Source organism: Streptomyces sp. NPDC048338 (genome assembly GCF_043201055.1).
In the GTDB taxonomy this organism is placed as follows: domain Bacteria; phylum Actinomycetota; class Actinomycetes; order Streptomycetales; family Streptomycetaceae; genus Streptomyces.
Genome location: NZ_JBICYQ010000001.1, coordinates 906294 through 925582, shown reverse-complemented (window position 1 = coordinate 925582; position 19289 = coordinate 906294). Strand labels below are relative to the sequence as shown.

The 19289-nt window shown below is 70.2% G+C and carries 17 protein-coding genes and 2 tRNA genes; 13 read left to right on the top strand and 6 right to left on the bottom strand.

The window, feature by feature from the left end:
• Positions 1-7: 7 nt before the first annotated feature.
• Positions 8-601: a biotin transporter BioY gene (locus ACGFZF_RS04240; RefSeq protein ID WP_356777522.1), complete on the top strand. Its 594-nt coding sequence runs from the start codon at positions 8-10 to the stop codon at positions 599-601.
• Positions 602-862: 261 nt separating this feature from the next.
• On the opposite strand, the gene ACGFZF_RS04235 is transcribed toward ACGFZF_RS04240, so the two are convergent.
• Positions 863-2311, bottom strand: a complete 1449-nt coding sequence (locus tag ACGFZF_RS04235) for an amino acid permease (RefSeq protein WP_393550950.1) — start codon at positions 2309-2311, stop codon at positions 863-865.
• Positions 2312-2495: 184 nt separating this feature from the next.
• On the opposite strand from ACGFZF_RS04235, the gene ACGFZF_RS04230 reads away from it, so the two are divergent.
• Complete coding sequence (locus tag ACGFZF_RS04230) at positions 2496-2987, top strand: ribose-5-phosphate isomerase (RefSeq protein WP_393550949.1); 492 nt, start codon at positions 2496-2498, stop codon at positions 2985-2987.
• 7 nt (positions 2988-2994) lie between these two features.
• Positions 2995-3822 carry an Fpg/Nei family DNA glycosylase gene (locus ACGFZF_RS04225; protein WP_393550948.1) on the top strand — a complete coding sequence of 276 codons (828 nt, stop codon included), beginning with the start codon at positions 2995-2997 and terminating at the stop codon, positions 3820-3822.
• A gap of 83 nt (positions 3823-3905) precedes the next feature.
• Here the strand turns inward: ACGFZF_RS04225 and ACGFZF_RS04220 are convergent, their stop codons facing one another.
• Positions 3906-5135 carry a GNAT family N-acetyltransferase gene (locus ACGFZF_RS04220; RefSeq protein WP_393550947.1) on the bottom strand — a complete coding sequence of 410 codons (1230 nt, stop codon included), beginning with the start codon at positions 5133-5135 and terminating at the stop codon, positions 3906-3908.
• 107 nt (positions 5136-5242) lie between these two features.
• Between ACGFZF_RS04220 and ACGFZF_RS04215 the strand changes: the two genes are divergently transcribed.
• Positions 5243-6388 carry a PP2C family protein-serine/threonine phosphatase gene (locus ACGFZF_RS04215; RefSeq protein WP_393550946.1) on the top strand — a complete coding sequence of 382 codons (1146 nt, stop codon included), beginning with the start codon at positions 5243-5245 and terminating at the stop codon, positions 6386-6388.
• Positions 6389-6504: 116 nt separating this feature from the next.
• Positions 6505-6954: an HD domain-containing protein gene (locus tag ACGFZF_RS04210; protein ID WP_393550945.1), complete on the top strand. Its 450-nt coding sequence runs from the start codon at positions 6505-6507 to the stop codon at positions 6952-6954.
• Between the two features lie 28 nt (positions 6955-6982).
• On the opposite strand, the gene ACGFZF_RS04205 is transcribed toward ACGFZF_RS04210, so the two are convergent.
• Entirely contained in the window at positions 6983-8071 is a 1089-nt protein-coding gene (locus ACGFZF_RS04205) for an acyltransferase family protein (protein WP_393550944.1), read from the bottom strand.
• A gap of 353 nt (positions 8072-8424) precedes the next feature.
• On the opposite strand from ACGFZF_RS04205, the gene ACGFZF_RS04200 reads away from it, so the two are divergent.
• Entirely contained in the window at positions 8425-8619 is a 195-nt protein-coding gene (locus ACGFZF_RS04200) for a hypothetical protein (protein ID WP_147978023.1), read from the top strand.
• A 36-nt stretch (positions 8620-8655) separates the two neighbouring features.
• Here ACGFZF_RS04200 and ACGFZF_RS04195 read toward each other — a convergent pair whose 3' ends face one another.
• Together ACGFZF_RS04195 and ACGFZF_RS04190 are read right to left on the bottom strand one after the other, a co-directional pair.
• Positions 8656-9033 (bottom strand): amphi-Trp domain-containing protein, encoded by a 378-nt coding sequence (locus ACGFZF_RS04195; RefSeq protein WP_393550943.1) that lies wholly within the window; start codon positions 9031-9033, stop codon positions 8656-8658.
• A gap of 201 nt (positions 9034-9234) precedes the next feature.
• Positions 9235-9308: transfer RNA gene (locus tag ACGFZF_RS04190), tRNA-Gly, on the bottom strand.
• Positions 9309-9439: 131 nt separating this feature from the next.
• On the opposite strand from ACGFZF_RS04190, the gene ACGFZF_RS04185 reads away from it, so the two are divergent.
• From ACGFZF_RS04185 to clpX, 5 genes are all read left to right on the top strand, one after another.
• Positions 9440-9516: transfer RNA gene (locus ACGFZF_RS04185), tRNA-Pro, on the top strand.
• Positions 9517-9725: 209 nt separating this feature from the next.
• Entirely contained in the window at positions 9726-11114 is a 1389-nt protein-coding gene (gene tig, locus ACGFZF_RS04180) for a trigger factor (RefSeq protein ID WP_393550942.1), read from the top strand.
• A 233-nt stretch (positions 11115-11347) separates the two neighbouring features.
• The gene (locus tag ACGFZF_RS04175; RefSeq protein WP_393550941.1) at positions 11348-11965 is read left to right on the top strand and encodes an ATP-dependent Clp protease proteolytic subunit; all 618 of its coding nucleotides are present in this window, start codon (positions 11348-11350) and stop codon (positions 11963-11965) included.
• Positions 11966-12011: 46 nt separating this feature from the next.
• Complete coding sequence (locus tag ACGFZF_RS04170; protein WP_393550940.1) at positions 12012-12689, top strand: ATP-dependent Clp protease proteolytic subunit; 678 nt, start codon at positions 12012-12014, stop codon at positions 12687-12689.
• A gap of 155 nt (positions 12690-12844) precedes the next feature.
• Positions 12845-14128, top strand: coding sequence for an ATP-dependent Clp protease ATP-binding subunit ClpX (gene clpX, locus ACGFZF_RS04165; protein WP_147978018.1), 1284 nt, complete (start codon positions 12845-12847; stop codon positions 14126-14128).
• 65 nt (positions 14129-14193) lie between these two features.
• On the opposite strand, the gene ACGFZF_RS04160 is transcribed toward clpX, so the two are convergent.
• Entirely contained in the window at positions 14194-15138 is a 945-nt protein-coding gene (locus ACGFZF_RS04160) for a hypothetical protein (RefSeq protein ID WP_393550939.1), read from the bottom strand.
• 138 nt (positions 15139-15276) lie between these two features.
• On the opposite strand from ACGFZF_RS04160, the gene ACGFZF_RS04155 reads away from it, so the two are divergent.
• Complete coding sequence (locus ACGFZF_RS04155) at positions 15277-17898, top strand: valine--tRNA ligase (RefSeq protein WP_393550938.1); 2622 nt, start codon at positions 15277-15279, stop codon at positions 17896-17898.
• A 150-nt stretch (positions 17899-18048) separates the two neighbouring features.
• Positions 18049-19182 (top strand): sensor histidine kinase, encoded by a 1134-nt coding sequence (locus ACGFZF_RS04150; protein WP_393550937.1) that lies wholly within the window; start codon positions 18049-18051, stop codon positions 19180-19182.
• Positions 19183-19289: the final 107 nt, after the last annotated feature.

Here is a 19289-nt window from a genome sequence, read left to right as displayed (position 1 = left end):
AGAACCGATGACCACCGCCGTCACCCCCGTCCGTCCCCTCCGCGCCGGCACGGTCCTCGCCGACCTGCTGCCCGTCGGCCGCACGCGCGACATCGCCCTGGTCGTCGGCGGCGCCGCCCTCACCGGCATCGCCGCGCAGATAGCCGTCCCGGTCCCGGGCTCGCCCGTCCCCGTCTCCGGCCAGACCTTCGCGGCGCTCCTCGTCGGCACGGCGCTCGGCGCCCGCCGCGGCTTCCTCTCCCTGGCCCTGTACGCGCTGGCCGGCATGGCGGGCGTGCCGTGGTTCGCGCAGGCGTCCTCCGGATGGGCGATGCCGTCCTTCGGCTACATCCTCGGCATGCTGCTCGCCGGCACCGTCGTCGGCGCCCTCGCGCGCCGCGGCGCGGACCGCTCGGTGCTGCGCACCGCCGGCACGATGGCGCTCGGCTCCCTCGTCATCTACGCGGTGGGCGTCCCGTACCTCGCCCTCGCGACCGGCATGACGCTGTCGCAGGCGATCGCCGCGGGCCTGACCCCGTTCCTGATCGGCGACGCGCTCAAGGCCGCGCTGGCGATGGGCCTGCTGCCGACCGCCTGGAAGCTCGTCGGCCGCAAGGGCTGACACCCGCACGTCGTCCCCGGAGAGGTCCGCCGGGCCGAGGTCCGTCCTCGGCCCGGCGGACCTCTTCCGTGCGTCCGGGGGGCGTTCGGGTGCGTCCGTGCGTCCGTGCGTCCGTGCGTCCGCGCGTCCGTGCCCAGAGGCTCGGGCACTCGGGCACGCGGGAGCTGCGGGGTTCCGGGGGCGGGGGAAAGACGACGGGAGGCCCTCCGGTTCGGAGGGCCTCCCGCTCATGTCCTGTCCGACGTCACCGCCGGCCGGGGGTCACGCCTCGGGCGTCACGTCCGCGCGGCTCTTCGAGAACCGGTCGCGGACCACGGCGATGACCAGCACCAGGGCGGCCACCAGCAGGGACAGCACGACCTGCTCACGGGCGCTGCCGCCGTCGTACAGCATGTAGCCGAGAACGAAGACGATCATGGCGATCGTCGCCCACGTCAGGTAGGGGAAGAGCCACATCTTCACGACCAGCTTCTCCGGCGACTCGCGCAGGATGATCCCGCGCATGCGCAGCTGGGTCACGCAGATGACCAGCCAGACGAAGAGGGCGACCGCTCCGGAGGAGTTCAGCAGGAAGGCGAAGACGGTGTCGGGCCACTTGTAGTTGAAGAAGACCGCGACGAAGCCGAAGAGCACCGAGGACAGGATCGCCGCCTGCGGCACGCCCCGCTTGTTGGTGCGGGCGAAGGCCTTGGGGGCGTCGCCGCGCCGGCCGAGGGAGAAGGCCATGCGGGAGGCGGTGTAGAGGCCCGAGTTCAGGCAGGAGAGCACGGCGGTCAGCACGATGACGTTCATGACCTGGCCGGCGTGCGGGATGCCGATGGAGTCCAGGGCGGCGACGTACGAGCCCTTGTCGACGATCGACTTGTCGTTCCAGGGCAGCAGCGTCAGGACGACGAAGATCGAGCCCAGGTAGAAGACGCCGATGCGCCAGATCACGCTGTTGGTGGCCTTGGTCACGGCACGCTGCGGGTCCTCGGACTCGCCGGCGGCCAGGGTGACGATCTCGCTGCCCATGAAGGAGAAGACGACCATCAGCACACCGGTGAGGATCGCCCCCGCGCCCATCGGGAAGAAGCCCCCGCTGTCGGTGAGGTGGGCGAAGCCCGCGCCGGGGTTGTCCGAGCCCGGGAGCACGCCGAAGACGGCGAGCAGACCGACGACGACGAACGCGGCGATCGCGACGACCTTGATGCCGGCGAACCAGAACTCGAACTCGCCGTAGGAGGAGACCGAGGCCAGGTTGGTCGCGGTGAGCACGACCATCACGATGAGGGCCCAGCCCCACTGCGGCACCGCGGGTATCCAGCTCTCGAGGATCTTCGCGCCGGCGGTCGCCTCGACGGCGAGCACGACGACCCAGAAGAACCAGTACAGCCAGCCGATGGAGAAGCCGGCCCAACGGCCCAGGGCCGTGTCGGCGTAGGCGGAGAAGGAGCCGGAGGACGGCCTTGCGGCGGCCATCTCTCCGAGCATCCGCATGACGAAGACGACCATCGTGCCCACGAGGGCGTACGAGAGGAGGATGGCGGGACCGGCCGCGGCGATGCCGGAGCCGGAACCGACGAACAGGCCGGCGCCGATGACGCCACCGATCGCGATCATCGAGAGGTGGCGGTTCTTGAGACCGGCCTTGAGTCCGTCGGAAGACTGGGAATCACCGGTGGATCCGGTGTCGCCGCCTTCCTTCGCAAGGGTCGGCTGCGTGTTCATGGACGCTTCCTTACGTGTGGGGAGGGCTCGGGTCGCGAGCCCGAGCATTGAACACTGTGACCCGGGTAGATCGGAAGGGCCGATTCCGGATCGTTGCGCGAGGGTCGAAGGTCCAGACCGGAAGGGGTGAAGGTCCCGACCCCGCTGACGGCTACCCCGCTCCCCGCGTGCCACACTCGGAACCATGCGCGTGTACCTCGGCTCCGACCATGCCGGCCTCGAACTCAAGAACCACCTCGTCGAGTGGCTGAAGGCCCATGGCCACGAGCCCGTCGACTGTGGTCCCCACATCTACGACGCCCTGGACGACTACCCGCCGTTCTGCCTGCGCGCCGCCGAGAAGACGGCCGCGGACCCGGACAGCCTCGGCATCGTCATCGGCGGCTCGGGCAACGGCGAGCAGATCGCCGCGAACAAGGTGAAGGGGGTGCGCGCGGCCCTCGCCTGGAGCGAGCAGACCGCCGCCCTCGGCCGCGAGCACAACAACGCCAACGTCGTCTCCATCGGCGGCCGGATGCACACCCAGGAAGAGGCGACGAAGTTCGTCGAGATCTTCCTGAACACCCCGTACTCGGGTGACGAGCGTCACACTCGCCGGATCAACATGCTCACCGCCTACGAGACGACCGGCGAGCTCCCCCCGATCCCGGCCCACCACCCGCAGAACGAGGCCTGATCCCTCCATGCCCGAAGGGCACACGATCCACCGACTGGCCGCCGACTACCGGGAACGGTTCGGCGGCCGGTCCGTGCGTGTCTCCAGCCCGCAGGGCAAGTTCGCCGACTCCGCTGCCCTCCTCGACGGCGCCGTGCTCGAGGACACCGAGGCGCACGGCAAGCACCTCTTCCTCGCCTTCCCCGGCCGGGAGTGGGTGCACATCCACCTCGGCCTGTTCGGCAAGGTCGCCTTCGGCGACGCCCCCGCACCGCCGCCCACGGACACCGTGCGACTGCGCCTCGCCCATGCCGACGCGTACGTCGACCTGCGTGGCCCGACGACCTGCGCGCTGATCACCGACGGCGAGAAGCGGGCGATACACGACCGGCTGGGGCCGGACCCGCTCCGCCCCGGCGACGATCCCGCCCGGGCCTGGCGCCGGATCTCCGCCTCCCGGACCACGATCGCCGCCCTGCTCATGGACCAGAAGATCGTCGCCGGCGTCGGCAACGTCTACCGCGCCGAAGTGCTCTTCCGGCACGGCATCGACCCCTACCGCGCGGGCCGGGACCTGACGGCGGGGGAGTGGGACGCCGTCTGGACCGACCTCGTCGGCCTGATGCGCGAGGGAGTCCGCCTCAACCGCATCGACACGGTCCGCCCCGAGCACACCCCCGAGGCGATGGGCCGCCCGCCGCGCGTCGACGACCACGGCGGCGAGGTCTACGTCTACCGCCGTGCCCACCAGCCCTGCCACATCTGCGGCGGCGAGATCCGCACCGCCGATCTCGCCGCCCGCAACCTCTTCTGGTGCCCCGGCTGCCAGCAGGCCCGGGCCGCCGCCGGAACGTAGCGCCGCCCCCGCGCGGGCCGGGGCGACCACGTCTCCGGGTGCGCGCGCACGCGAAGCCCCGGCCGCCGCCCCGCGGGGCCGGATCAGAAACCGTGCGGCAGCCAGGGCGCCACCGGCCAGCCGAAGGCGATCGACGCCTCCGTCAGCGCGCCCGCCCGCAGCTCCCGTACGCGCCCGGCCGCGGCCAGCGACACGAGCGAGATCCCGCCCAGATACGCCGCGCCCAACTCCCTTACGGACAAGGCGAGATCGGCCGGCTCGGCGGTACGGACGCAGGCCGCCCCCTTCGCGTCACCGGTCAGCCGCCAACGCCCCTCGTTCCAGGGGCAGAACGCGTCCTCCACCTCGAACACCACGTCCACCGGCGCCTGGTAGGCGCGGGCCTCCAGCGCCGCCCCCACCTCCACCAGCCGCAGATGCAACTGGTCGCGCTGCGTCGGCATACAGCGCCGGACGTCACTCACCAGGTGCTGCCAGGCGTCGTCCACCGGCCGGGTGTGGATCTGCACCTTCGACGTCAGGTCCACGGAACACAGGAACCGCCACAGCGCCGCCTCCGCTTCCGGATCCAGCGCCTCCAGATCCCTCAGCAAGACGGAACCCTCGGCGCCCGCGGGGGACCACTCCGGCTTGATCGCGTACAGCGTGAACCCGACCACCTCCCCGTCCCGCTCCGCCAGCACGCACTGGAGCGGCGAGGCGCCGGCGCGCTCGCCCGGCGGGTCGAGCCGCGGCAACCGCTCCCACTTCGGCTGCCGCGCCATCATCCCCGGCCGGTGCGCGACCCGGCGCGCGTACACCGCCTCGCACCGGTCGGCCGCCTCCGCCGGATCCACCTGCCGCAGCGTCACCTCGTCCGTGCCCCGCGGCACCGTCAGCCGCACCCGGTTCGTGTCGATCGTCGCCCGGGTCGTGTACGCGGTGATCCCGTACCCGAAGCGCCCGTAGATCTCCGGCTCCGAGGCCGTCAGCACCGCCAGCGGCTCGCCCCACGCCCGCACGTCGTCCAGCTGGCGCCGCATCATCGACGTCAGGATGCCCCGCCGCCGGTGCGTCGCGGCCACCCCCACCATCGTGACGCCGGCCGTCGGCACGATCGCGCCGCCCGGCACGGACATCCGGAACCGGAACGCTCCCGCCGACCCCACACAGCGCCCGCCGTCCCAGACGCCGACAAACCGCTCGCACTCGGTCAGCTCCCGCCAGAGCTCGCGCTCCTCCGCGGCCTCCCGGACACCACCGAAGGCGAGCTCCAGCATCGTGTACCAGTCGTCCCACTCGGCCGGGTCGAGTACCCGCAGCTCAGTCGTCATATGCCATCGATATCAGCGCCCCCGCACCACGGGCGACCCGATTTCGCGTGCAATGTCTCCGGGGTCCCCCTGCACGAGGTCCGATCGGGTGGATAGGGTCCAGCCCAATGGGACGTCGCACGGGTGTCGATTCGTACACGGCCCGGATGCGCAAGAGCGCACACCGGGTCCGCATCGCGCTGCGCAAGTCCGGCGTCGACTACTTCCGCGGCGACGGCTCCGACTGGGTCGCCCTGGCCGGCCTCCTCCTCACCGTCCCCGCGATCACCTGGGGCACTCTCGCCAACCCGGTGTGGTGCGCACCGGCCGCCCTCGTCCTGCCGATCGTGGCCGGCGGCCTGCTCCTGCGGCCCGCCAGCCTCCTCGGCCTGTACGCGGCCTCCGCCGGCGCCCTCATCGTCGAGTCCCTCGTCCTCGGCCCCTACCTGGAGGGCCCCGCCCGGGTCACCCCGGGCACGGTCCTCGTGGTGGCCGCGTGCGGGCTCTTCGGACTGCTCATCGCCCAGTTCCGGGCGCGGGTCGGCGTGCCCTGGCGGCGCGGCGGCACCATGCTCTTCGACCTGCGCGAACGCATCCGGGTCCAGAGCGCCCTGCCCCGGCTCCCCAAGGGCTGGCACCGCGAGATGGCCCTGCGCCCGGCCGGCGGCCAGTCCTTCTCCGGCGACTTCGTCGTCGCGGCCCGCACCCACGGCGGCCGGACCCTCGAGGTGCTCCTCACCGATGTCTCCGGCAAGGGCATGGACGCCGGCTCCCGCGCGCTGCTGCTCTCCGGAGCCTTCGGCGGACTGCTCGGCTCGCTGCCCCCGCACGGCTTCCTGCCCGCCGCCAACGGCTACCTCCTGCGCCAGGACTGGGACGAGGGCTTCGCCACCTCCATCCACCTCGTCCTCGACCTGGAGTCGGGGGACTACGAGCTGCTGTCCGCCGGTCACCTCCCCGCCCTCCAGCTGCACGCAGGCAGCGGACGCTGGGAGGAGAAGGCCGCCGAGGGTCCCCTCCTCGGCGTCTACGACGGCGCCGAGTTCCACCCCGTCAAGGGCTCCCTGCGGCCGGGTGACGTCCTGATGCTCTTCACCGACGGACTCGTCGAGGCCGCGGACCGCGACATCGCCGAAGGCATCGACCGGCTCACCGGCGAGGCCGACCGCTACGTCGCCTCCGGCTTCGAGGGCGCGGCCTGGCACCTCATCGAGGCATGCGCCAAGGACGTGAACGACGACCGCGCCCTGCTGCTCATCAGCCGCCAGGCGTGACACCGGGGGTGGGGATCACCCCCCCCGTGCCCCAGTGGCCCGCGGCCACCGCGCTGCCTGCTCGGGCGGCGCTCGCGCCCGCTGACGGGCCGGCCCCCGGCCCGTAGAGTCGGCGCATGCCGTACCTCACCCTCGCCGAGATCGAGCGCCTCGCCCGCGACGCCCACCAGGGGCAGACCGACAAGGCGGGGCGCCCGTACGCCGAACACCTCCAGGCGGTCGCCGAGGGGGTACGGCTGCGCGGCGGCAGCGACGAGCAGATCGCGGCGGCCTGGCTGCACGACTCCGTCGAGGACGACGCGCTCTCCGCCGACCGGCTCGCGGCCCTCGCCCTGCCGCGCACGGTCAAGGACATGGTCCTCGCGGTCAGCAAGCGCCCCGGCGAGGAGACGGAGGACTACACCCGGCGGATCCTGGACACCCCCGGCGCGCTGCTGGTGAAGGAGGCCGATCTCGCACACAACGCCGATCCGGCCCGGCTCGCCGTCCTCGACGAGCCCACCCGGATCCGGCTGACGGCCAAGTACGCCCGGGTGCGCGCCCTGCTCGGACTGACCGCGGGCTGACGGCCCGGCTGCCCGGCCGGGGCCCGGGTCAGGCCTCGCGCCGGAAGGCCCACGCGAGGCGGGGCTCGGTCACCCCGCGCATCACCCGCCGCACCGGCGGGGTGCACAGGAGGGTCACCGCCGCCCCGGCGCCCAGCGTCACCAGGATCTCGCCGGCGGGCGAGCGCAGCCAGGGGTACAGCTCCGGCAGCCGGGCGTACGCGAAGCCCTTCATCAGGAAGCCGTGCAGCAGGTAGCCGCAGAGCGTTCCTCCGCCCAGCACGGTGAACCAGGTCCGCCGGCGGGGCACCCAGGCCAGGAACGCCGCTGTCAGCAGCAGCGCACAGCCGAACAGCAGCAGGGTCATCACCGGGCCGGTCCAGCCGGCCGCGCCCATCTCCTGGGCGCTGTCCGCCCGGTAGAACCAGCCGTTCTTCATGCGCGGCGCCGCCCAGTACGCGACGACGAGTGCCACGAGCACCACCACCGGCGCGAGCGCGCGGACAGCCTTCCGGCGCAGCAGCTCGAAGTGTTCGCGGCGCAGCACCAGGCCGAGCACGAAGAAGGGCAGGAACTGCAGCACGCGCTGGAGGTCCAGGTCGCCGCCGATGCCCGGGGTGAGGGAGGCGAGCGCCGCGACCGTCAGGGCCACCGCCACCGGGTGGCGCAGCGTGAGCCACAGCGGGGCCGACAGCCGCCAGACGAACAGGGCCAGCAGGAACCACGTCAGATAGAAGGGGTCGGTCAGGCTGAGCGGCTGGTCCGGTTCGCCCCCGGCCCACCGCAGGTAGAGCGAGTAGGCGGTCTCGAAGACGAGATAGGGGACCAGCACCCCGGTCACCAGGCGCCGGAGCTGATCGGGCCGGGCCGTGAAGCTCTTCGAGAAGTAGCCGGAGACCAGGATGAAGGCCGGCATGTGGAAGGTGTAGACGATCATGTACAGCGCCTGGGTGGCGCGGCTGCCCCCCAGCAGCGGCTCCCAGGCGTGGCCCACGGCCACGAACACGATCGCGAGGTACTTCACGTTGTCGAAGTACGCCTCGCGTCGCGCCGCCGGGGGCGGGCCGGAGCCGATCGGTCCGGGCGTCCGCTCGTGAGGGGATCGGACACGTTCGGACACGCCGTGGGGGGAGGACATCTGCCGCACCCTAACGGCGCGAAATCGCAGACGTAAAGCCCTCTTCTGCTCTGTCCCGTCCTGTCGGACACGCGGCGACAACGCCCGCTATCGACCGATTAATCCGGCTTAAAGAGGGCGCCGCCCGATGATCTCGGTCACCCTGCCCGCTCCTGAGTATTTGCTGTGGAGAAGGAGTGTGACCCGTGCGCCGATCCCGGCGGGATCCTGTGGGTTGGCTCGAATCCGACCGCGACGATTGCTCACCCGGCGTTCAGGGGACGGCAGTTGGTGGCACGATGGATACAGCGGGGGTGTTCTGTGACGTGCGCTCCCGGGCGGCAAGGTGGGACCGACCGAGGGTGTGATCAGTTGTGGCCATTTCACTGTCTGTGGTGCTGCTGTTGGCGATCATCCTGGTGGTGCTGATCCGCGGCGGGAACCTGAAGGCCGGACCGGCCGTCGTCGCGGTGCTCTTCGGCTTCTTCCTTGCCTCCACGGGCATGGCCGACGACATCCAGCGCTTCCTCGACTCGATAACGCAGACCGTCAGCTCCATCAAGTTCTGAGCCGGCCGTTCCCGGCCGTCTGCTGCCCGCCGGCCCTCAGGTCGACTTCGAGGCGGCCCGCTTCGTCTTCCTCGCCCCGCCGGCCGCACTCGGCGCGGGCCTCGCAGCCGTGCTCTTCCGGCTGCGCGCCGGCTTCGGGGCGGCCTTCTCCGCGGACTCGGGAGCCCTCGACGCGGCCTTGCGCGGCCGTCGCGTCGGCCACTTGAACTCGATCTCCAGCTCGATCTCGCCGTCGCCGACCTCGAACTCCACCTCGCTGCGGAGCTCCTCGGGGATCCGCATGCTCAGCGTCCCGGAGCCCAGTTCCAGCTCGGCCTCCCCGCCCTGCCGCAGCGCCTCGGCCAGCGCCGAGAGCTGATCGGCCGCCTCCAGACGTGACAACGAGCGCTTCTGCTCGAACTTCAGGTCCTTCATGACTGCCTCCGATGCGGCGGAGAGGGAGCGGAGAGAAAGCGGACGGGGAAAGTGGAGAGAAGGGACTGAACTCATTCTGCGGGCGCCCGCCGGACCCGGCATCCCGCGCGACGCATCCGCGCGCCCCCCGATGCCCGCCGGCACCCCGGAAACGCCTCAGGGCCGGTCCGGAGAGTGATCTCCGGACCGGCCCTGAGCAAGTGGAGCGGGCGACGGGAATCGAACCCGCGTAGCTAGTTTGGAAGACTAGGGCTCTACCATTGAGCTACGCCCGCACAGATCGCGCCGCAGGTCACGAGGGCCGCGGCACGGACAGCATCGTAGCGGGTCCCGGGCGGTCCCCGCACGCCCCTTGAAACGGTGGCGTCGCAGCGTCTCCGTCCATGTACCCTACGTGTCGCACCGACGGGGTGTGGCGCAGCTTGGTAGCGCGTCCGCTTTGGGAGCGGAAGGCCGTGGGTTCAAATCCCGCCACCCCGACCATCACGATCGGCGAGCGTCACCACGCACAGCGGCGGACGGCGGCGGGCGTGACCGGATCCGCCCGCATGATCGCGTTGTGGGCGTCATCCCGCTTGCGGTTACTATGCAAGCTGCGTGCCCGTGTGTCTCTCTGACCGGGCCGATCGGCCGGAACCGCCACCAAGCGGCATCGGCAGAATCCAAGAATCAGCCACCAAGGAGACCGAACCGTGAAGAGCGCCGTGGAGACCCTGAACCCGACTCGGGTTCGGCTCACTGTCGAGGTGCCCTTCGAGGAGCTCAAGGACAGCCTCGACGCGGCGTACAAGAAGATCAACCAGCAGGTCACGGTCAAGGGCTTCCGCAAGGGCAAGATCCCGGCTCGTGTGATCGACCAGCGGTTCGGCCGTGGTGCGGTGCTGGAGGAGGCCGTCAACGACGCGCTCCCGAAGTTCTACACCGAGGCCGTCAACGAGGCCGAGGTCAACCCGCTGGGTCAGCCCGAGGTCGACATCACGGAGCTGAAGGACGGCGAGCTGCTGGCCTTCACCGCCGAGGTCGACATCCGTCCGGTCCTCGAGATCCCGGACTACTCGGGCATCGAGGTCACCGTCGACGCCGTCGAGGTCACCGACGAGGACGTCGAGAAGTCCGTGGAGCAGCTGCGCGAGCGCTTCGCCTCCACCAACCCCGTGGAGCGCGCCGCGGCCGAGGGTGACGTCGTCACCATCGACCTCGAGGCCAAGGTCGACGGCGAGGTCCTGCCCGACGGTGTCGCCGAGGGTGTCTCGTACACCATCGGTTCCGGCGAGCTCCTCGACGGCATCGACGAGGCCGTCACCGGCCTGGAGGCCGGCGGCGACGCCACCTTCACCTCGCAGCTGAAGGGCGGCTCCGCCGAGGGCAAGGACGCGGAGGTCTCCGTCAAGGTCACCGCCGTCGCCGCCCGTGAGCTTCCCGAGCTGGACGACGAGTTCGCGCAGATGGCGTCGGAGTTCGACACCCTCGACGAGCTCAAGGCCGACAGCCGCAAGCGCCTCGAGAACATGAAGCAGTTCGACCAGGCCACCCAGGCCCAGGAGCGCGTCCTCGACGAGCTCCTCAAGCTGGTCGAGGTCCCGATGCCCGAGAAGCTTCTCGAGGACGAGATCAACACCCGCAAGCACAACCTGGAGCACCACCAGCTCGGCCAGATGGGCCTGACCCTCGACAAGTACCTGGAGATCCAGGGCAAGACCGAGGACGAGTTCCTGGCGGAGACCAAGGAGCAGGCCGAGAAGGGCATCAAGACGCAGTTCATCCTCGATGAGCTCGTCAACAAGGAGAAGCTGAACGTCAGCCAGGAGGAGCTCACCGAGCACCTCATGCGCCGCGCCGCCTCCTCCGGCATGAGCCCCGACCAGTTCGCCCAGGCCGTCGTCGAGGGTGGCCAGGTGCCGATGCTCGTCGGCGAGGTCGCCCGCGGAAAGGCCCTCGCGGTCGTCGTCGAGGCCGCCAAGGTCGTCGACACCAACGGTGAGACCGTCGACCTCGAGGACGACGAGGACGAGACCGCCGCCGAGACGGTCGAGGCCGTCACCGGCGAGACCGAGGTCGCCGAGGAGAAGAACGAGGCCTGAGCCTCGCGCTGAACCGCTCCACGGGCTCGGACGCACTGCGGTGCGCCCGGGCCCGTGGACGTATGCGCAGGACCCCCAACTACCTTGCGCTCCCAGCGAACAGTTCGGGAAGCGGGATGGCGTTGTCCTACCTGCGCGTTAGGGTCCATGAATACGAGGGCAGGGTCGTACCCCGTCCCCAGTACGAGAGACGCTGAGACGGCCGGAGCCGTCAGAGACGAGCAGGTGGATACGTGACGAATCTGATGCCTTACGCCGCGGGTGAGCCGTCCATCGGTGGTGGCCTCGGCGACCATGTCTACAACCGGCTGCTCGGCGAGCGCATCGTCTTCCTCGGCCAGCAGGTCGACGACGAGATCGCCAACAAGATCACGGCGCAGATGCTCCTCCTGGCAGCAGACCCGGAGAAGGACATCTTCCTGTACATCAACAGCCCCGGTGGCTCGGTGACGGCCGGCATGGCCATCTACGACACCATGCAGTACATCCCCAACGACGTCGTCACGATCGGTATGGGCATGGCGGCCTCGATGGGCCAGTTCCTGCTCACCGGCGGCACCGCCGGCAAGCGCTTCGCGCTGCCGAACACCGACGTCCTGATGCACCAGGGCTCCGCCGGCATCGGCGGCACCGCCTCGGACATCAAGATCCAGGCCGAGTACCTCCTGCGCACGAAGAAGCGCATGGCCGAGATCACCGCGCTCCACTCCGGCCAGACCGTCGAGACGATCATCCGGGACGGCGACCGCGACCGCTGGTTCACCGCGGACGAGGCCAAGGCGTACGGCCTCATCGACGACATCATCACCCACGCCGCGGGCGTTCCCGGCGGCGGCGGCACGGGCGCCTGAGCCCGGCAGTCCGCTGAAGAGCCCCAGCCCACCGAACGCCACCAGGATGGTGAACACCCCAATGACCCCCAACTTCTCCGCGAGCGGCCTCTACACCGGCGCTCAGGTGGACAACCGGTACGTCGTCCCGCGCTTCGTCGAGCGCACCTCCCAGGGCATCCGCGAGTACGACCCGTACGCGAAGCTCTTCGAGGAGCGCGTGATCTTCCTCGGCGTGCAGATCGACGACGCGTCCGCCAACGACGTCATGGCACAGCTCCTCTGCCTGGAGTCGATGGACCCGGACCGCGACATCTCGATCTACATCAACAGCCCCGGTGGCTCCTTCACCGCGCTGACGGCGATCTACGACACGATGCAGTTCGTGAAGCCGGACATCCAGACGGTCTGCATGGGCCAGGCGGCCTCCGCCGCGGCCGTGCTGCTCGCCGCCGGCACCCCCGGCAAGCGGATGGCCCTGCCGAACGCCCGCGTGCTGATCCACCAGCCGTCCGGCGGCACCGGCCGTGAGCAGCTCTCCGACCTGGAGATCGCGGCCAGGGAGATCCTGCGCATGCGTACCCAGCTCGAGGACATGCTGGCCAAGCACTCCTCGACGCCGATCGAGAAGATCCGCGACGACATCGAGCGCGACAAGATCCTGACCGCCGAGGACGCCCTCGCGTACGGCCTTGTCGACCAGATCGTCTCGACCCGCAAGAGCACGGCCGCCTCGGCAGCCTGACCCTCGGCCTCCCCCCTGACACGGGCACGCGGACCGTTCCCGTTCATGTGAACCGTGTCAAGGGGGGCCCGAACGGGGGGTCCGGCAAGGTACCGTCGAATATGAGGCACCAGGAGTGCTGAACCAAGCACTCCCAGGCGAAGGGGAAGCACCTCGTGGCACGCATCGGTGATGGCGGCGACCTGCTCAAGTGCTCGTTCTGCGGAAAGAGCCAGAAGCAGGTGAAGAAGCTCATCGCGGGGCCCGGTGTGTACATCTGCGATGAGTGCATCGACCTCTGCAACGAGATCATCGAGGAAGAACTCGCCGAGACGAGCGAGGTGCGGTGGGAGGAGCTCCCCAAGCCCCGCGAGATCTACGAGTTCCTCGAGGGGTACGTCGTCGGGCAGGAGCCCGCGAAGAAGGCCCTCTCGGTCGCGGTGTACAACCACTACAAGCGCGTCCAGGCCGGCGAGAACGGCGGAGCGCAGGGCCGTGACGACGCCATCGAGCTGGCGAAGTCCAACATCCTCCTGCTGGGCCCCACCGGGTCCGGCAAGACGCTGCTCGCGCAGACCCTGGCCCGGATGCTCAACGTCCCGTTCGCCATCGCCGACGCGACGGCGCTCACGGAGGCCGGCTACGTCGGCGAGGACGTCGAGAACATCCTGCTCAAGCTGATCCAGGCGGCCGACTACGACGTCAAGAAGGCCGAGACCGGGATCATCTACATCGACGAGATCGACAAGGTCGCTCGGAAGAGTGAAAACCCGTCGATCACCCGTGATGTGAGCGGCGAGGGCGTGCAGCAGGCCCTCCTCAAGATCCTGGAGGGCACCACGGCCTCCGTGCCGCCGCAGGGCGGCCGCAAGCACCCGCACCAGGAGTTCATCCAGATCGACACGACGAACGTGCTCTTCATCGTGGGCGGCGCCTTCGCCGGCCTGGAGAAGATCATCGAGTCGCGTGCGGGCGCCAAGGGCATCGGCTTCGGGGCGACCATCCGCTCCAAGCGCGAGATCGAGGCGAGCGACCAGTTCCAGGAGGTCATGCCGGAGGACCTGGTGAAGTTCGGGATGATCCCGGAGTTCATCGGCCGTCTGCCCGTGCTGACGTCGGTGCACAACCTGGACCGCGAGGCGCTGCTGCAGATCCTCGTCGAGCCGCGCAACGCGCTGGTGAAGCAGTACCAGCGGCTCTTCGAACTGGACGGCGTGGAGCTGGACTTCGACCGCCCGGCCCTGGAGGCCATCGCCGACCAGGCGATCCTGCGCGGCACGGGCGCGCGTGGCCTGCGGGCCATCATGGAAGAGGTCCTGATGTCGGTGATGTACGAGGTCCCGTCCCGCAAGGACGTGGCCCGCGTGGTCATCACGGCGGACGTCGTGCACAACAACGTGAACCCGACGCTGGTGCCGCGGATCGTGAAGAACGACGGGCGCCACGAGAAGTCGGCGTAGCAGCTCACAGCACAGGGGCGCCCGGCCGGTTGACGACAACCGGCCGGGCGCCCCTGTGTCGTGCGTCAGGCCTTGACGCGGACTTCCTTGCGGAGCTTGGCCGAGATGGTGGCCGCCTCCTCGGGCGAACCGGCCTTGCCCGCGGCGACGGAGGCCATGTCCATCGGGGTCACGAAGCCCACCGTGCTGTGGTCGGCCCACACGCAGAAGGTCATGGTGAACGCCGGCGCGGACGTGGCGGCGTCGGGCTTGGTCTTGGCCTGCTGGCACTTGAGGATCGCACCCTCGAGTTCCGCCGGCTCGTACTCCTTCGGGCTGCCGAGCAGTTCGGGCTCGTCGGCCTTCCCCTTGTCCTTGTCGGCCTCGGTCTTGATGCTGGCGAAGACGCTGTCGACGACCTTCTCGGGGTCGTCGATCTCCCCGTACAGGCCGTTGAAGGAGATCATCTTCGTGCCGAGCGGGTTGGCCGGGTCCTTCACCTGGTAGAGCGCGCTGACGTTCTTGGCGTTCTTGACGCCGTTCTGCTGCGCGTCCTTGAGGGAGTCCTTGTCACCCGCACCGTCGCTGCCCGGCGCCTTCTTGTACTCGCCGAGCACCGTCTCCGGGGTGACCAGCTTGTGCGGGCCGTCGTCGGCCACCGACGAACCGCCGCCCCCGGCGGTGAAGTACCACGCACCACCGGCGATCAGCGCGAGCGCGACGACGGCACCGCCGATGATCAGGCCGGTCTTCTTCTTCGGGGCACCCGGCGGGGGCGGCGGGTAGCCGCCCGGGGCCTGTCCGTACGGGGGCTGCTGAGGGGGCTGGCCATAAGGGCCGGGCTGCTGCTGGGGATACCCGTACGGCTGCTGCGGCGGAACGCCCTGCGGCGCCTGCTGCGGGTAGCCGTAGCCGGGCTGGGGCTGACCGTGCGGCGGCGGCGGGGGCTGCTGACCGTACGGGCCCGGCTGGCCGTACGGCCCGGGCTGCTGAGGCTGGCCGCCGTACGGGCCCGGCTGGTTGTAACTCATGGACAGGTTCCCCTCACAGGATGTTTATGCGTAGCGAACATCCTGTCGGAACCGTGTCGCCACCGGGGCGGCGGGGGTCACACCGTTACGGAACAATCGCGTTTCAGGACCACCCGGTGACACCACTAAACTGACCCCGTGACCGACAACACTCAGCAGCAGCCAGCAGCCAACCCCGAACTGCCGACCCAGTACGCGCCGGCCGAAGTAGAGGGGAAGCTGTACGAGCGCTGGGTAGAGCGTGGTTACTTCGAGGCGGACGCGAACAGCGACAAGCCTCCGTACACCATCGTCATTCCGCCGCCGAACGTCACGGGCTCCCTGCACCTGGGGCACGCCTTCGAGCACACGCTGATCGACGCCCTCACCCGCCGTAAGCGGATGCAGGGTTACGAGACGCTGTGGCAGCCGGGCATGGACCACGCCGGCATCGCCACCCAGAACGTCGTCGAGCGCGAGCTCGCCAAGGAGGGCAAGTCCCGCCACGATCTGGGCCGCGAGGCGTTCGTCGAGCGTGTCTGGCAGTGGAAGGCCGAGTCCGGCGGGCAGATCTCCGGCCAGATGCGCCGCCTCGGTGACGGCGTCGACTGGTCGCGTGAGCGCTTCACCATGGACGAGGGCCTGTCCCAGGCCGTCCAGACCATCTTCAAGAAGCTCTACGACGACGAGCTGATCTACCGCGCCGAGCGCATCATCAACTGGTGCCCGCGCTGTCTGACGGCCATCTCCGACATCGAGGTCGAGTACCAGGACGACGACGGTGAGCTCGTCTCGATCCGGTACGGCTCCGGCGACACGGAGATCGTCGTCGCGACGACCCGCGCCGAGACGATGCTGGGTGACACGGCCGTCGCCGTCCATCCCGAGGACGAGCGCTACAAGCACCTCGTCGGCACCGAGATCGAGCTCCCGCTCACCGGCCGCCGGATCCCGGTCGTCGCCGACGAGCACGTCGACCCCGAGTTCGGCACCGGCGCCGTCAAGGTGACGCCGGCGCACGACCCGAACGACTTCGAGATCGGCCAGCGTCACCACCTGCCGAACCTCGCCGTCATGGACGAGCGCGCGGTCATCACCGCCCACGGCCCTTTCCAGGGCCTGGACCGGCTGGAGGCCCGCTCGGCCATCGTCGCCGCGCTGCGCGCCGAGGGCCGGATCGTCGCCGAGAAGCGTCCGTACGTCCACTCCGTCGGCCACTGCTCGCGCTGCAAGACCACCATCGAGCCGCGCCTGTCGATGCAGTGGTGGGTCAAGGTCGGCCCGCTCGCCCAGGCCGCCGGTGACGCGGTCCGCGACGGCAAGGTCAAGATCCACCCGCAGGAGATGGAGAAGCGGTACTTCGACTGGGTCGACAACCTGCACGACTGGTGCATCTCGCGCCAGCTCTGGTGGGGTCACCGCATCCCCGTCTGGTACGGCCCGAACGGCGAGATCGTCTGCGTCGGACCGGACGACGAGGTTCCCACGGGCGAGGGCTGGCACCAGGACACCGACGTCCTGGACACCTGGTTCTCCTCCGGCCTGTGGCCGTTCTCCACGCTGGGCTGGCCCGAGCAGACCGACAGCCTGGCGAAGTTCTACCCGAACTCCGTCCTGGTCACCGGCTACGACATCCTCTTCTTCTGGGTCGCCCGGATGATGATGTTCGGCCTCTACGCGATGGACGGGACCCCGCCGTTCCACACCATCGCCCTGCACGGCATGGTCCGCGACCAGTTCGGCAAGAAGATGTCGAAGTCCTTCGGCAACGCGGTCAACCCGCTGGACTGGATGGACACCTACGGCTCCGACGCCGTCCGCTTCACCCTGGCCCGCGGGGCCAACCCCGGTGTCGACGTCCCGATCGGCGAGGACTGGGTCCAGGCGTCCCGGAACTTCGCCAACAAGATCTGGAACGCCACGCGCTTCGCGCTGATGAACGGCGCCACGGTCGAGGGCCCGCTGCCGGATCCGTCGCAGATGTCCGCCACGGACCGCTGGATCCTCTCCCGTCTCAACAAGACGGTCGCCGAGGTCGACGCGTTCTACGACGACTACCAGTTCTCGAAGCTGTCGGACTCCCTGTACCACTTCGCGTGGGACGAGGTCTTCGACTGGTTCGTCGAGCTGTCGAAGACGACGTTCTTCGCCGGCGGCGAGCAGGCCAAGGTCTCCGGCCGTGTCCTGGGCGAGGTCCTGGACGTCACGCTGCGGCTGCTCCACCCGGTCGTCCCGTTCGTCACCGAGACGCTCTGGACGACCCTGACGGGTCAGGAGTCGGTCGTCATCGCCGACTGGCCCCAGGACTCCGGCTTCCGCGACGACGCCGCCGAGGCCGAGATCGAGCTCGTCCAGCGCGTGGTCACCGAGGTCCGCCGGTTCCGTTCGGACCAGGGGCTGCAGCCCGGCCAGAAGGTCCCGGCCCGCCTGGAGCTGGACGGCACCGCGCTCGCCCCGCACGAGGCCGCCATCCGGCAGCTGCTCCGCCTCCAGCCGGAGGGCGAGGGCTTCTCCGCCACCGCCTCCCTGCCGGTCGCCGGGGCGACCGTCGCGCTCGACCTGTCCGGCACCATCGACGTCGCGGCGGAGCGCAAGCGCCTCGCCAAGGACCTCGCGGCGGCCGAGAAGGAGAAGGCGCAGGCCAACGGCAAGCTCGGCAACGAGGCGTTCCTGGCGAAGGCGCCGGACAACGTGGTCGAGAAGATCCGGACGCGTCTCGCCAAGGCGGACGAGGACATCGCCCGGATCCAGACGCAGCTGGACCGGCTGCCGCAGGCCTGACGGCCGGCGCGGACGCCTGGGCGGATCGATCGACGCGGGCCCGGAACCTTCTGGTTCCGGGCCCGCTCGTTTGTCCGAAGTGCCGGACATCACGCCACTTGTGACCAGGGTCCGTCCCTCCGGGTCCAAGGACCTTGGATGATGGAAGGCATGTTCCGCTTTCCCGCCGCCCACGCGCTGCGTCATTGCGTGGACCGGTGGGCGGGCTCACCGCGCGCCCTCGACGTCGTCACCGCGCTGAGCGCCTTCGCGCTGATGTCCCTCGACGTGCCCGGCCTCGCGCGCGCCGACAACTCGCTGACGGGTGTCACCGCCTCCCTGGTCCTGGCGGCCGGGGCCGCGACGCTGGTCCTGCGGCGCCGGCTGCCCTGGATGCCGTACCTCGTGGCGCTCGTCCTGATGGGCTGGCTCCACGAGGTCACGATGGTCCAGTTCGCGCTCTACTCCCTCGGCCGCTTCCGCGGCCGACGGGTCGCGATCACCGCGACCGCGCTCTACGTGCTCGCGGCCTACGGGCTCTTCCTCACCCCCGGCTGGCCCGCCCGGCACGGCGACACGCTGAGCGACTTCCTGAGCCTTGTCGTCCCGATCGGCGTCCTGGCCGCGGGCGTCGGCATCGCCGCCTACCGCCAGGACCTGGTGCGGGCCCTGGAGGCCCAGCGCTCCGAGGCCGCCGCCCGGCAGGCGGTGCAGGAGGAGCGGATCTCGGTCGGGCGGGACGTGCACGACCTGGTCGGCCGGGAGCTGACGGTGCTCGCGGTGCGGGCCGAGGTGCTGTCCGTACGCGCCCGGGGAGAGGCCCACCAGAAGGACTTCGAGGAACTCGCCGACACCGCGCGGCGGGCGCACCACATGCTCAACGAGACCGTCGTCCGGCGCGCGGACGCGGCGGCGCAGACCCCCGGCCTGGACGGCCTCGCCGTGCTCGCCGGGGAGAGCGAGCGGATGGGAGGCCCGGTCGACCTGACCGTCGCCGAGGAGGCGAAGGCCATGTCCCCGCTCCGGCAGACGGCCGTGCACCGGGTCGTCCAGGAGTGCCTGACCAACGCCGCCAAGCACGCCCCCGGGCTGCCGGTGACCGTCTCGATCACGGTCGCCGGACCCGATCTGCGCATCGAGGTCGCCAACCCGCTGCCCCGGACGCCGCCGGACCGCGCCCCGGTCTCGACCGGCACCGGCCTGTTCTCGATGGAGGAACGGGTCACCAGCATGGGCGGCACGCTCACGGCCGGCCCGGACGGCGACACCTACCGGGTGACCGCCCTGCTGCCGACGGGCTTTTGACCCTGGGTGGCGTCCTGCCGATCCTGTCCGGACGTTCGGCGGGCGGTGGACCGAAAGTCCCGAAAGGGGTGGGTCCATGGTCCCGCCGGTACCCCTCCGTAGACTGG

Bases quoted from the DNA above. Each gene is read 5' to 3' on its own strand.
- ACGFZF_RS04240 (WP_356777522.1), top strand. From the start codon at position 8: ATGACCACCGCCGTCACCCCCGTCCGTCCCCTCCGCGCCGGCACGGTC.
- ACGFZF_RS04235 (WP_393550950.1), bottom strand. From the start codon at position 2,311: ATGAACACGCAGCCGACCCTTGCGAAGGAAGGCGGCGACACCGGATCC.
- ACGFZF_RS04230 (WP_393550949.1), top strand. From the start codon at position 2,496: ATGCGCGTGTACCTCGGCTCCGACCATGCCGGCCTCGAACTCAAGAAC.
- ACGFZF_RS04225 (WP_393550948.1), top strand. From the start codon at position 2,995: ATGCCCGAAGGGCACACGATCCACCGACTGGCCGCCGACTACCGGGAA.
- ACGFZF_RS04220 (WP_393550947.1), bottom strand. From the start codon at position 5,135: ATGACGACTGAGCTGCGGGTACTCGACCCGGCCGAGTGGGACGACTGG.
- ACGFZF_RS04215 (WP_393550946.1), top strand. From the start codon at position 5,243: ATGGGACGTCGCACGGGTGTCGATTCGTACACGGCCCGGATGCGCAAG.
- ACGFZF_RS04210 (WP_393550945.1), top strand. From the start codon at position 6,505: ATGCCGTACCTCACCCTCGCCGAGATCGAGCGCCTCGCCCGCGACGCC.
- ACGFZF_RS04205 (WP_393550944.1), bottom strand. From the start codon at position 8,071: ATGTCCTCCCCCCACGGCGTGTCCGAACGTGTCCGATCCCCTCACGAG.
- ACGFZF_RS04195 (WP_393550943.1), bottom strand. From the start codon at position 9,033: ATGAAGGACCTGAAGTTCGAGCAGAAGCGCTCGTTGTCACGTCTGGAG.
- ACGFZF_RS04170 (WP_393550940.1), top strand. From the start codon at position 12,012: ATGGTGAACACCCCAATGACCCCCAACTTCTCCGCGAGCGGCCTCTAC.
- ACGFZF_RS04160 (WP_393550939.1), bottom strand. From the start codon at position 15,138: ATGAGTTACAACCAGCCGGGCCCGTACGGCGGCCAGCCTCAGCAGCCC.
- ACGFZF_RS04150 (WP_393550937.1), top strand. From the start codon at position 18,049: ATGTTCCGCTTTCCCGCCGCCCACGCGCTGCGTCATTGCGTGGACCGG.